General features: G+C 60.6%; 13 protein-coding genes. 7 read left to right on the top strand and 6 right to left on the bottom strand.

From position 1 onward, the window contains the following. Nucleotides 1-134 precede the first annotated feature (134 nt). Nucleotides 135-647, top strand: coding sequence for a hypothetical protein (locus G5575_RS01515; protein ID WP_164532793.1), 513 nt, complete (start codon nucleotides 135-137; stop codon nucleotides 645-647). 276 nt (nucleotides 648-923) lie between these two features. Beyond that, the gene (locus G5575_RS01510; protein WP_164532792.1) at nucleotides 924-1,082 is read left to right on the top strand and encodes a hypothetical protein; all 159 of its coding nucleotides are present in this window, start codon (nucleotides 924-926) and stop codon (nucleotides 1,080-1,082) included. 127 nt (nucleotides 1,083-1,209) lie between these two features. Here G5575_RS01510 and G5575_RS01505 read toward each other — a convergent pair whose 3' ends face one another. The 6 genes from G5575_RS01505 to G5575_RS01485 form a co-directional block, all read right to left on the bottom strand. Next, complete coding sequence (locus G5575_RS01505; RefSeq protein ID WP_164532791.1) at nucleotides 1,210-1,821, bottom strand: DNA-binding protein; 612 nt, start codon at nucleotides 1,819-1,821, stop codon at nucleotides 1,210-1,212. After that, nucleotides 1,818-2,993: an AAA family ATPase gene (locus G5575_RS01500; RefSeq protein WP_235935713.1), complete on the bottom strand. Its 1,176-nt coding sequence runs from the start codon at nucleotides 2,991-2,993 to the stop codon at nucleotides 1,818-1,820. Before G5575_RS01500 ends, G5575_RS01505 begins: the two co-directional genes overlap by 4 nt. After that, on the bottom strand, nucleotides 2,990-3,577 hold the full coding sequence (locus tag G5575_RS19765) for a hypothetical protein (protein WP_235935500.1): 588 nt from the start codon (nucleotides 3,575-3,577) through the stop codon (nucleotides 2,990-2,992). Before G5575_RS19765 ends, G5575_RS01500 begins: the two co-directional genes overlap by 4 nt. A 176-nt stretch (nucleotides 3,578-3,753) precedes the next feature. After that, complete coding sequence (locus tag G5575_RS01495) at nucleotides 3,754-4,410, bottom strand: hypothetical protein (protein ID WP_164532789.1); 657 nt, start codon at nucleotides 4,408-4,410, stop codon at nucleotides 3,754-3,756. A 130-nt stretch (nucleotides 4,411-4,540) separates the two neighbouring features. Continuing rightward, nucleotides 4,541-4,729, bottom strand: a complete 189-nt coding sequence (locus G5575_RS01490) for a hypothetical protein (protein ID WP_164532788.1) — start codon at nucleotides 4,727-4,729, stop codon at nucleotides 4,541-4,543. 13 nt (nucleotides 4,730-4,742) lie between these two features. After that, nucleotides 4,743-6,662, bottom strand: a complete 1,920-nt coding sequence (locus tag G5575_RS01485) for an AAA family ATPase (RefSeq protein ID WP_164532787.1) — start codon at nucleotides 6,660-6,662, stop codon at nucleotides 4,743-4,745. 339 nt (nucleotides 6,663-7,001) lie between these two features. Between G5575_RS01485 and G5575_RS01480 the strand changes: the two genes are divergently transcribed. From G5575_RS01480 to G5575_RS01460, 5 genes are all read left to right on the top strand, one after another. Then, a complete protein-coding gene (locus G5575_RS01480) occupies nucleotides 7,002-7,259 on the top strand; it encodes a helix-turn-helix domain-containing protein (RefSeq protein WP_164532786.1) in 258 nt (85 codons plus the stop codon). Further along, the gene (locus tag G5575_RS01475) at nucleotides 7,228-8,415 is read left to right on the top strand and encodes a cysteine desulfurase family protein (protein ID WP_164532785.1); all 1,188 of its coding nucleotides are present in this window, start codon (nucleotides 7,228-7,230) and stop codon (nucleotides 8,413-8,415) included. The genes G5575_RS01480 and G5575_RS01475 overlap by 32 nt, the downstream gene beginning before the upstream one ends. 262 nt (nucleotides 8,416-8,677) lie before the next feature. Further along, complete coding sequence (dndC, locus tag G5575_RS01470; RefSeq protein WP_235935498.1) at nucleotides 8,678-9,541, top strand: DNA phosphorothioation system sulfurtransferase DndC; 864 nt, start codon at nucleotides 8,678-8,680, stop codon at nucleotides 9,539-9,541. Next, entirely contained in the window at nucleotides 9,538-11,766 is a 2,229-nt protein-coding gene (locus G5575_RS01465) for an AAA family ATPase (protein WP_164532784.1), read from the top strand. Before dndC ends, G5575_RS01465 begins: the two co-directional genes overlap by 4 nt. Further along, entirely contained in the window at nucleotides 11,763-12,188 is a 426-nt protein-coding gene (locus G5575_RS01460) for a DndE family protein (RefSeq protein ID WP_164532783.1), read from the top strand. The genes G5575_RS01465 and G5575_RS01460 overlap by 4 nt, the downstream gene beginning before the upstream one ends. Nucleotides 12,189-12,224: the final 36 nt, after the last annotated feature.

Below are 12,224 nucleotides of genomic sequence, written 5' to 3'. Positions count from 1 at the left end.
GGCCTCCAGGGACCGGCGGAGGGTGCCTGATTGCGTGCACCTGACTTCTTGGTCTTGCGCCTTGCACGATGCGTGTCTTCATGTTTCAGCATGATCCATCGAACTGGTAGCCAGTCGTATCTTGAGGCAGGAACATGATCCCGGAATCCGCTGGAGCTACTCCCTATGGGATTTTCCTGCTGGCGGACGACTACCTCAGCGCCGCTAGCGCCGTGATGGATCATGCTCGGATCGGCCCAGCCCCGGTCAGGCTTCTGGCTTTCCATGCAGCGGAATTGTTCCTCAAGACCTACATGCGGTCAGCCGGTCAGACCATCGAGGCGCTCAGGTCGTTGGGGCATGATCTGGAGGCCATGATCGAGGGCGCGCAATCGCTCGGTCTCATTCTTCCGCCCCAGGTTCTGGCTCAGTCCCGAAAGCTCACACGTAAAAACGACTACGTCCGAGTAAGATACGTCGTCGTCGACAATCGCGACGACATATCGGAGGAAAGCGTCATACGCTTCTGCAACACGATCAGGAACAGCGTCGTCAGGGCTTTGAATCTGGACGAATTCGGCGCACCCAAGGGCAATCATTGGCTTGGCGCGCTACCCTCCGACTACCCATCGAAGAACGATGAGGAAGTCTCCTGGGTGCAGCCCTAGTCATCCTCCCTTTGTTCACAGCTCGATCTCGAAGAACGCCATCGCATTGACTCGCACGGCCGCTGGTGAGAACAAATCACGAACAAGCGACTCGGAGGCATGCGATGGTTGGCGTTCAGCGCAGCGACGATCCCATGTTCGCAGAAATGGTGGCTGCGACGAATTTCAGCTTTCTGCGGGGGCGTCGCATCCATTCGAAATGGTCGCCCAGGCAGCCGGGTTGGGACTGGTTGGCATCGGCATCTGCGATCGAACCGCGAGCAGCACGATCGGCTCGTGCTTCAAGCCATTGCCGATGCCGAGAAGGACTCCGATGTGATCGTTCTTGCGCAAGGCAGCATGGCCCTGCTCGAGCCGCAACTGACCCAATTCAGCAAGCCGGTTCTGACGAGCCCACGCAGCGGAGTTGCGCAGGTGCAGGCGTTGCTTGCCTGACATCTGCAATACTCTAGCAGATGATGCGGGAGGTCCCCTTCCAATGGGGCCTCACCTCTTCGTCCACCAGCTCCCACGAAGCGTGGAGGGGACGGGCGAGAGCCTGCCCCCTCTCTTTCAATGAGCATCAACCTCGACGCTCCTGAAGCTTTGCGGGCAGCCCCAAGGTCTTCCGATCAGGTCTTGCCACGTCTGGCCCCGTGCTCGAGGGCGTGAGCAACCGCTCGACCCTGGCCAGGGTGTCTTGCACCCTCGTTTGCGAGTTCTGCCGCTCGACTGCGAGTTCGGAACGCAGGCCGTCGTTTTCTTTTGCCAAGGCTTCGGCACGCTCAACAGCGGCTTCGTGATCGGCTTTGACGGCTTTGAGCTGCTTGATCAGTTGGGCCTTGGACCACTCGAGGCGCTCGTTCAAGCCCGCCAGTTCCTCGATCTGCGCGTCCTGCTCACGTACGGCCTGAGACAATCGTTCTGTCGCCGCCCGGACAGTATCGGCTTCGGCCGACCGTCCCGCGAGATATACCTCGTTCAAGGCAACTCGGGCCGCGTCCATTACGGATGGCGGAATGGCGTCGTCGTCCATCGGAGCATCTCGCAAACGCTTGAGGTGAGAAAGAACTGTGGACTTGCTTCCTCCGCCGACCATTGCGATCACACGGTCGGCCGTGGGAGCCACATTGCGCTTCCGCAAGGTTTCAACCACGTCTCGAACCCGTTCGAACGTCGCGATTTGGTTGCTCATGGCGCTGATCCCCTCGCTGGCAAGGCGCGGTACGGTACGGTCTCGAACAATACCGTACCAAGTGGCCATTCTTCGTCACGGTTGTGGTTGACCGTGCCTGCCTCGAAAGGTTGATGGACGATATGACGAACCTCGTCACCCGTCAGGACGTGTTTGTGCAGGAGCGCTTCGGACAGCGCCTCCAGTTGCGAACGGTGGCGCCCCAGGATGTCCACTGCGGTATCGAAGAGGCGCTGGAGTTCTGCCTCCATCTCAGAGCGGAGACGGTCGTCCAGGGCTAGGGCCTGGTCGATATCGGAATGGTGTATAAGCGTGCCGTACATGCCCCATTGCAGACGCATCCGCAGAAGTAGGCTCGTAGCTTGCTTGAGGTCATTGGCAGCGCCAGCGCTAGGATCGCCATCGTAGAAGAGTGCTTCAGCAGCTCGCCCGGCAAGTTGGACAACGATCTTGGCTTCGGCATGCGCGCGCGTATTTGACTCAGTATGCTCAAGCAGACTGACTCTCGCCAGTGCCGTCCCCTTTGCCAATAGCGTCATGCCCATCACTATCGGCGCCTCGGGAAGCAAGGTGGCGCACACGGCATGACCCGCCTCGTGCAGTGCTACCCTCCTCCGGCTCGCGCCATCAATTGACCGCCCGCTGAGCGCTGCGTCTTCCAGGTCACCGACCTTGAGTTCTCTGCCGGCCTTACGTGCTGCGTGCCTTGCGGTACGGACCACATGCATCAATTCGGCCGATGTCATGCCGTGGCCAATGCGCACCACCTCATCGAGATCGTTCCTGGCCAGATCGCCCCGCAAGTGGGTGCGCAAGATGTGTTCAATCCCATCAGCATCAGGTAGCGGCAGGACGATCTGGGTGGAGAAGCGCCCGGGACGAAGAACTGCAGGGTCAATAGCGTCCGGCCGGTTTGTCGCGCCAATGATCACAAGGCCAGGCGAACGACGAGTTGCTCCGTCCAGAAGGGTGAGCAGCTCATTGATCAGGCTGGTATTAAAGGAAGCGTTGTGGTCAGCGGCGTCCCGTCTTGAAAATGAGTCCAGTTCGTCGAGCAGGAGAACGCAGGGAGAGGACCGAGCAGCCAGTGCGAAGGTCTGGCGCAGTTCCTTTATGACTGGGCCCAAATGTCCATCGCCCGCAAAGATCGATCCAATGGTCAGTTCGATCAGTTTGGCATCCAGTGCCTTCGCCAGAACTTGCGCGAAAAAGGTCTTGCCATGCCCCGGGGGCTGATCAGCAACAGTGCAGCATCGATGTCTTCCGCAGAGACGCTGCCGTCCTTCCAACCGCGGTAGTCGGAAACAACGTCGAGTCCCCAATCTCGCGCCTCGCCGAACTCCACGCAGGCCTCGAGGACGGGCACGGCTGGATCGTGCGAGATCGAGGAAAGAACGCTTGAACGCATCAGGATCTGCTTCAGCCTTCGGGTGGCCAGCCCTGCCGCGATCGCGCGGCACATCAGTTCCGCGCTGGGATGAGAACGAAAGCCTTGGGGCAATCGCAGAGATTTCCTGCCCAGCAGTTTGGCGGTGTCGATGATGACCTGGGCATCGTGAAGGGGCACGTCGATTATTTCGTCCACCAGAACGACGAAGCTCTGGGGAAGGTCCTCGCTGCCCTCGACGATGGCGATCGCATGCTTCTTGCGCAAAAGAGAGCGGGTGAGGAGCTGGACCGCATCTGTCGCCAGGAGGTCGTGCACGACGGCGGAGCCGGAGAATTTTTCCCTCATCGCCTCCACCAGCATGCGCACATGCTCTGCTCCTGGTGCTTTGAGCAGGACGCAGATCGGCGAGGTCCCTAACAACTTCTGCGCCGTCGAGGCAGGGAGCGCCCTCTCGATCAAGGCGAGACCCATGGCTTTGCGGACGCGTGTCAGCAGATCGTCGGCAGGGGACGCTTCATTCTCCTTAAGTGCAGCAAGCCGGCTCATCGTGTGAACTCCGCGCTAGGGCGAATGTCTGCCGGCAGCCACACAACCGTGGTCCCCCGCAGTACGCTTGTGCGATCGATATGCACGTGACCAGTGGCCGACATCGCCAGAACCACCGAAAGCGGGTCGGAATGGCCCGTGATAGCACTAGCGGTCTCCACGATTGTAGACACCTTGTTCTTGCCGAGGTGATCGAGAACCTCGGCATGCTGCTTGCGCGTGATCCTTGTCCTCGAGGCGAATGCAATCGATCGAGCCACCGAGCCGCGAACACTTGCCTTCAGCCACCTTTGGGGAACAAGAAGAACGCAGGTACGATCGAGCCCCGCCTGCTGCTTCACCTCGAAGAAGCGCGCCTTCGCCTCCGGATCGCGCCACAAACGTGTCGGAATGGCAATCGCTGTGATCGACCGCCCTGCCAACCCGATGCGAACGACCGCAGCATCAGTGGTGTCGAAGCCGTTGCTTGTGAGCAGGTGGTCCACCAGTGGATCATCGCCGAGCAGCATCATACTTGAATGCGCGATGACGAAGTTCCTCGCGGCCAGGAGAAGCTTTTTGTGCTCATGAAACAAGCGTTCGGCCCGTGCATCGCCATGCAGACCGACCGCATGGCCTTGAAAATCGAATCGATAGGATTGAGTGGAGAACATCGATAGTCCTGTGACTGGCTAGGTTCGCCACGCGTGTCGTTCGACATGCATGCGTTGAAGGTCTGCCGGCATTTACGGCTGATCCCGATATACGCGGAAAGCGATGGTACAGAAAGCACCAAATGGTAGATTAGGTACCAATCTGCTTGTTATGGTTAACGGCTCTCTTCCGCCGAGCGTCCTTCACTTCGGCCAGTCTCTCCGCCTCCACCAGCACGACCTGAGCGATGGCGTGACGAACCTTATGACACGCACGATGAAATGCCTCTTCGCCGAGGTTTTCATGTACGGCCGCCAAGCGTTCGAGAATCGAAAGCATCTCCTCTCTCATTCTACTCGCTCCTATCCCTGCGTGCAGATTCCACGAGAACTTCCACCTCTGGCCCCATCACCACACGCTTCTTCTTGAGCCTTTCTGCCAAAGACAGGACGACACCTGTCTCGGACCGGATGAGGCCCTTGGCTCGGTCGTAGAGCTGCACGAGGTCGCCTTCGATGCTTGCAATCAGGTGTGGAGAACGTCGCGCGACCGCCAGCGCATCCTCGGGATCGGCAAAATGCATCAAGGTTCCCCGAAGCCCAAGGCTCAGGTGCGCGGATGCCAGGAGCTTGCTCGCCTTGTGCAAGTCGCTGTCCTGACCACCGCCGGCGCCTCCGGAGACTGTCCCGAGGATCACCTCTTCTGCGGCCCGGCCAGCCAGCAATTGAATCACTCGATCTCGATTGCGGTTCTCGTCGAGGATGGCGTTGGCCAGTGGCTGCGAAACGGTTCTGCCGCCAACGCCATCCTGTCCAGCGATGACTGCGACGCTCTTCAGCCTCGCAACGCCAAGAAGAACGCATGCTACCGCATGACCACTCTCGTGAACGCATGAGATCCAGTGGTCGGCGTCTGACATTTTCGCGGGAGGACAGACCTCATCCATTAGGTCATCGATGATCATTGCGCGGCCTTCGCTGCGAGCGCGACCACGCGCAGCCTTGACGGCGCCAGCGGCCATCGCCCCGGTGGATCCGACCGCCGCCAGCGCGACTGCACTCAGGTCTTCGCCGGCAAGTTCCGTCCCGAGGTGCTGCCGGAAGATGCCGTCAAGCGCCTGTTCGTCCGGAAGGTCTATCCAAAGAATCCGGTCGAGCCTTCCGGGGCGCAACAAAGCGCTATCAAGTTTGTGGGGATGGTTCGTCGCACCAACAATGACCAAGCCTTTGCTGGCGTCGGACAAGGAACTGTCCAGGATGGTCAGCATATGGTTGACCACTGGTGTCCACCACGATCCACGGTTGCTGTCGAGAGTCGTACGGTTTGGAAAGGCATCGAGCTCATCGATGAAGAGGATGCAGTTCCTTTTCGATTTCGCTTCGAGGAACAGCGCATCGATCGCCTTGATGATGCTATCGAGATAACCAGCAGATGTGCCGAACAGCTGGCTCAAGGAGCTGGTTACGAGCGGAAGCCCGCTGGATTTGGAGAGGCTGCGAACGAAGGTGGACTTGCCGGTCCCTGGCAAGCCTGCAAGGACCGCGTTTTTTTGAATGGATTCGAAATCGAGCTGTCCGGCTCGCCAGCGTTCGAGGTCGCTCACCAGTCGATTGGCCCAGACCATTGCCTCCCCGTAACCGTGCAGCGCATCGAGGGGTGGCGCGTCGATAACTGGCCCATTGCCAGCTTCTGCCGGTAACGTGACCGAAAGTCGACGGATGCAGAGCGCTGGTGTAGATCCTAGCCGAATGGCGTGCAGAGCCTGCTGCAGGTCGAGGTCGGCCGGAATCGCTTTAGAAACTCCGCGAGCGCGCGATCCGGTCGCGAGGTAAATCGCCTTGGAGACGTCAGACGCCGAGACCTTGACGATTTCGAGATCGATGTCGGAAGCAATCCTCAATTCGCGTGGGACTGGAAGGGACATGGGGTAGATCGCCAGGACTCTGTCGCCTGCTGCAAGTCTGTCGAGCGCATCGCGCACTGGCTTGTCCTTGGCCCGCGCTGCAGCATCGCCTTCAATGACATGGGGCCAGCTTCCTAATGTTCTGGCAGCCCAAACGAATGGGCCGATCCAATCGCTGGAGCGCACGCGGATCAGAACGCAAATGCCTGGTTCCTTGGCGAACAGTTTGAACTTCCAACTCAGCGCACGCTTGAGCATAACAGCAGGAAGGGCACGTCCGTTCTGGACGGCCAAAGCGAGCGGCGACTGCTCAGTGTCGAGCTTCGGGTCATCCGACTCGTCATCGTCTTCGATCAGGAAGGGGGCCATAATGTCCTCTCCAACATCGCCTCGCGTTCATGCGGGCTGCGATTGCGACATGCGGCGAACGGCATGCGAGAAGAGGACCAGCTTGGCTGGAGACGATCACATCGGAACGCTCCCGCCACGTTTCAAGTGCGGAAGACTGCCGTCGACAGCATGGATGGCTGCGTCAAGCAGTGTGCCACCCTTAGGCACTTGCGATAAATTGCTCTGTATCAACGTTTTTTTCCGCGCATGATAAGATCCAAGGCAGGCAAAAAGTTGGGACATTTCGTACATTTTGGCTTGTAGAATACAATCGAACGGTTCACAGTCCCGCTTATGGCGTCGAAGAAAACCCACTTTGTGACCGCAAAACCCGAACAGGTGCAGGGCAGGCATTTGCGTGCCGCTCGTACCCTGCTGACCTGGACGAAGGCGCAAGCCGCGGAGGAATGCGGCGTGGGCGTGAACACCATCGGCAGGTTCGAGGACGGATCCTCAGGGCTCACGCCCCGTACCGTTGCCGACATCGTCCGGGCATTCGAGGCCAACGGCGTGATGTTCATCACGACGGATTTCGGTTCGGGCGTTGTTCTCAAGCAGGAAGCGGACGCCGAATGACGACGTCCGCGCCAATCTACCTCGACTACCATGCCCATGCGCCGATCGACCGACGCGTGCTCGACGTCATGATGGATGCCTTCGCCACCGCAGACGCCAACCCCATTCCACGCACAAGGCGGGTGGCGCGGCGCATGCCGCTGTCGAGAAGTCCCGTAGCCAGGTTTCGGACCTCATCGGGGTGCGTGCCTCGGAGATCGTCTTCACGTCGGGCGCGACGGAGTCGAACAACCTTGCGCTCTCAGGTCTGGCCGATCATCTGCTTGCCGCTGGTCGCAACAGACTTGCCATATCCGCCATCGAGCATGCCTCGGTCATCGAGAAGGCGCGAGCGATGGAGCGTCAGGGCTGGGTCGTCGACGTCGTGCCGGTCCATCGATCCGGTCTGGTGGACATGTCCGCCCTCGAAGCCATCGTCGGTGCTGCGACCGGCATCGTATCGATCGCGTGGGCCAATCATGAGATCGGCACGATACAGCCCATGGGCGAAATATCGCGTCTGGTTCGATCAAAGGGTGGTCTGCTGCATTCCGATCTCGCGCAGGTTGCCGGCAAGCGTCCGGTGGACGCTTCGCTTCTGGATCTGGCAAGCATTTCTGCGCACAAGCTCGGTGGGCCATCGGGAATTGGTGCTCTCTACGTCTCCCGTCGCTTGAGGCCCAAGCTCAAGCCCAACATCCTTGGTGGTGGTCAGGAGGGCGGCGCGCGATCGGGCACGCTTTCCGCGCCGCTCTGCGTTGGCTTCGGCGCTGCCTGCGCCCTTTGCGACGAGGGCATGGCCCAGGAGTCGGAACGCGTAGCTCGCCTTCGGGATCGCCTGCGTGCGCGTCTGCTGATGATGCCAGGGTCATTGGAGAACGGCGATGCAGCGTCCCGCCTGCCAGGGAACCTGAACGTTCGCTTCGATGACGTGGATGGCGAAGCCTTGGTTCTACGACTGCAAGAGCAAGTGTCCTTGTCCACTGGTTCGGCCTGCAGCGCCAAGACGCTGGAGCCCTCCCACGTCCTGCTTGCAATAGGCCTGACAGTTCCAGAGGCGGAGACGGCCATCCGCATCGGCGTGGGTCACGGAACAACGACCGACGACATCGATGAAGCCGCGGATGCAATCGAGCGTGCGGTTGCCGCACTGCGCTCAACCCGGAGAAGAGCATGACAGCGATCCTCGCCAATGACGAACAGGTCGACCAGTTGGGCGGTCGCCTTCGAGCGATCCTGGCCGATTTGCGGGAAGAGTACCTCCAGCCCCATGCGACGCCCTGGATCCTGGGCTTCTCCGGCGGCAAGGACAGCACTCTCCTCGCGCAACTGGTCTTTGAGATGCTGCTCTCGCTTCCTCCTCGCAAGCGTCAGCGCGCCGTGCACGTGGTAGCCAATGACACCCTCGTCGAGTCCCCGTCATCGCCAATCATCTGGAGATGGTGCTCGACCGGATGCGTTCCGCCATCGAACCGCTCAGACTTCCGGTGGTGGTGGCGAAGACGGTCCCCGACGTGGAGCAGACGTTCTGGGTGAACCTGGTCGGTCGTGGCTATCCCTCGCCAAGTCGCGTCTTCCGTTGGTGCACTGATCGCATGAAGATCGCTCCAACCACGACCTACATCAAGACGCAGGTCCATGCGTCGGGTGAGGCCATCCTGCTACTGGGCGTGCGAAGTGCAGAGTCGACGCAGCGCCGCCGCAGCGTTGCCCGTTACGACAACGGACAGCGGCTGAACCCTCACAACAGCCTGCAGAACTGCTTCGTCTACAAGCCGATCGTCGACCTGACCACCGATGAGGTGTGGCAGACCCTGCTGCAGTCGTCGCCGCCGTGGGGAGGCACTCACCGTGAGCTGGTGACGATGTATCGCAACGCAGGTGGCGGCGAATGCCCGTTGGTGACGGACAAGTCCGAAGCCCCATCCTGTGGCACCGCATCCTCGCGGTTCGGATGCTGGACCTGCACGGTCGTTGAGAAGGACAAGAGCGCCGAATCCTTCATCGAGGCAGGCTACGGCGACCTCGAGCCTCTGCTCGAATTCCGCGATTGGCTGAAGGCCATTCGCGAGGATGGGGCGATGCGCATGGCCACCCGACGCAACGGCACTCTGAATTTCGTTGGAGAAGGACGTCTCATCCCCGGCCCGTTCACGTTGGAGGCTCGCCGGCAGATACTGGATCGGCTTCGCGCGGTTCAGGCCGAGGTCGATCTGCCGCTAATCTCCGATGAGGAGATCGACGCCATTCACAGGATCTGGGCGGAGGACACGATCTCCATGTCGAAGCTGGAACCGGCATGAGCGCTCAAGGCTCATCGGAGGGCGGAATTGGTCCTTGGCTCGATCTGCTGGTATCGGCGCGCCATTTGCATGGTGCGGGCGGGAACCGTCGCCGCCTGTTCAACCGCTTCGATGAGATCTTCTCCGCCCCGGTGGACTGGTCTTTGCTCGCGTGGACCCCGAGAGCCGCAGGAACGCCTCGCCCCTTCAGGTTCAAGAAGGTTCTTCTGCGTAACTGGAAGGCATTCGACCATGCCGACTTCGATCTTGCCACCGGTGTCGATCGTCCGGTTGCGCTGATCGGCGGCAACAACGGCAATGGCAAGACCAGCATCCTCGAGGCGCTGGCATTGGGCATATACGGCATCCGCGCCTACCTTGACCGGTCGCGCCTCGGTGCGGAGGGCGGAGCGCCCGGCCCGAGGCGCTCGGACTATAACCAGACCATCGAGCGCGCCATGCACCGACAGGCATTTGAACGTGGCGATCGCGACATGTCCGTGACCATCGAGCTGGATGGCGACGACGGTCCATTCGAGATCGAGCGGCACTGGTACTTCGGCGATGACGGTTCGTTCGTCGAGGAGGACGAAGAACTGGTTCTGCGGATCGGCGATGATCGTCACATTCTCAGCCCGCCCGCTGACGTTCCGAGTGCGGATTTCGCCTTCTACGAGATCGAGAGGCGCGTTGCCCCGGTCAGCATGCTGCCGTTCCTGCTGTTCGATGGCGAGCAGATTCGCCGGCTCGCGCAGAGGGAGCTCGGCGAACAGGTTCGTTTCGGCCTTGAGAGCGCGTTGGGGGTCGCTTCCATAAAGGCCCTGCTCGAAGACCTTTCGGACTACGCTCGTGATCGCGGCAAGGAGGTCATCGCTGATGGCGCGGAATCGATGCTGTCGTCCCAGATCGATGCATTGGACGCCGAGTTGACGGCCACTCGTAACGAGCTGGAGGGCGTGGAAGCCGAGTTGGAGCCGTTGCGCCGGCGCCGCGACGAGATCGTGAGGTCTATCGGGTCCTTTGGCGATGGCACTTATCTCGAGCGTCATCAGGATCTAGAGTTGCGCAAGAAGCTGGAAGCGGACCTGCAGGCGGCAAGGCACGAGCTTCTCGTCGCTGGCGTCAGGTTGCTTCCGTTTCTCCTGATACCAGGTGCATTGCTGGACGAAGTGGAGCTGGCTCTTGATGGAGCGGCTCGTTCGAAGACGTTGACCAAGGGCGACGACGCCAGAATGCTTCGGGAATTGATCTCCGCTCTGGAGAGAACCGAACCGCCTCTGCCGAAAGATGTTCTGGCGGACCTGGCTCGACGGACACGAGAGGCTTGGCAGAGGTCTGTCAGTGCCTCCGGTGCTGGATCGATCGCCCCACTGCATCTTTATCTCAAGGGTCATGACGCGGGCAGGGTGCACGAGCTGATAGAAGGGTCGAGGGCTTCAGCACGTGGCGAGATCGACCGGATGACTGGTAGCATAGCTGAGATCGCCGCTGCGATAGCGCGCATGGATCGGCAGGAAGAGCAACGTGATCGAGCCGAGAAGAACCGTACCGAGCTGGTGCTGGAGCTTGAGGACACGAGTCAACGCATTTCTGATCTTGAAGGGCGACGTCGTCGACTCGATCAAGTGGCTGGCAAGCAGCAAGCGCAGGTCGAGCCTCTCCAGGCGGAACTTTCCAGGCGGCGAGGCATGCGCCGGGCAAGCGGGCACGGAGGCACTGGTGCAGATGCGGCACGCATGGCGATCGCCTCCCTGCAGGGCTCAATCGCTGTGGCTATGCCCAAGCACTACGACGAGCTGGCCAAGGCTTTGACGGCGGCCTATCGCAGCTTGGCGCATAAGGGCGTCGTCGAAACGGTTGCCATTGCAGATGACGGGGACGTGTCGCTTCTCGACCCTTCGGGTAGAAACTTGCGGGACACCGACGCGTCCGCCGGTGAGAACCAGATTTTCGCGATGGCGCTGATCGCCGCGGTGAGCGGTCTCGGTGGGCGCTCCCTGCCATTGGTGATCGACACGCCGTTGGGGCGTCTCGACACGGCGCATCGGGAGCGCGTCCTCGATTACTTCGTTCGCCGGGACTCCCAGACCATTCTCCTCTCGCAACCCGAGGAGGTCTACGGGCGCTACTACGACCGCATTTTCCACCGCATCGGATCCGAGCACCACCTGGTCTATCGACCCGAGTCAGGTGGCTTGGGCGAAACGGTCGTGGAGAAGGGTTATTTCCCGAGGCAGGCAGCATGAACCAAACTGCAGCGCTTCAGATTGGGGACATCTCCAGAGCTGACTTCCGCACCTCATTCGCTGCCGACAGCGAGAACTCGCGTATCCAAAAGGCATTGGCGCTGCCCTTCCGCTATCAACCGGCCCGTTTGGCTCTGTCGTTGTCGCTCCGCAGACCTGACTTGCCAGCTCCGATCAACGATGGCGGCGGAAGGCCGATTAAGGGGGACACCCTGTTCGGGCAGGACGAAGCGGACCTCACGCTCTGGATTGCTCTCATCGTGCAGCACTGCGGTCAGAGCGGTTTGAGCCGGCGCGCCTTCCAAGACCTGGTCGCAGCCCACTGGGCGCGGGGCATGGATCTGCTTTCAAGGTCCATAACGGGCGCCGCGACGATCGAGCAAGCATTCGCGAGGCTATTGGCAGAGCGACCCACCAAGTAGGGTGCTCCGATCTCGCAAACAACTGTTGCGCATTGT

This window comes from Devosia aurantiaca (genome assembly GCF_011058215.1).
Classification (GTDB): Bacteria; Pseudomonadota; Alphaproteobacteria; order Rhizobiales; family Devosiaceae; genus Devosia; species Devosia aurantiaca.
The sequence above is the reverse complement of the archived record's forward strand: the minus strand, read 5'-3'. Positions and strand labels throughout refer to the sequence as shown.

Bases quoted from the DNA above. Each gene is read 5' to 3' on its own strand.
- G5575_RS01485 (WP_164532787.1), bottom strand. From the start codon at position 6,662: ATGGCCCCCTTCCTGATCGAAGACGATGACGAGTCGGATGACCCGAAG.
- G5575_RS01495 (WP_164532789.1), bottom strand. From the start codon at position 4,410: ATGTTCTCCACTCAATCCTATCGATTCGATTTTCAAGGCCATGCGGTC.
- dndC (WP_235935498.1), top strand. From the start codon at position 8,678: ATGGTGCTCGACCGGATGCGTTCCGCCATCGAACCGCTCAGACTTCCG.
- G5575_RS01490 (WP_164532788.1), bottom strand. From the start codon at position 4,729: ATGCTTTCGATTCTCGAACGCTTGGCGGCCGTACATGAAAACCTCGGC.
- G5575_RS01465 (WP_164532784.1), top strand. From the start codon at position 9,538: ATGAGCGCTCAAGGCTCATCGGAGGGCGGAATTGGTCCTTGGCTCGAT.
- G5575_RS01460 (WP_164532783.1), top strand. From the start codon at position 11,763: ATGAACCAAACTGCAGCGCTTCAGATTGGGGACATCTCCAGAGCTGAC.
- G5575_RS01515 (WP_164532793.1), top strand. From the start codon at position 135: ATGATCCCGGAATCCGCTGGAGCTACTCCCTATGGGATTTTCCTGCTG.
- G5575_RS01505 (WP_164532791.1), bottom strand. From the start codon at position 1,821: ATGAGCAACCAAATCGCGACGTTCGAACGGGTTCGAGACGTGGTTGAA.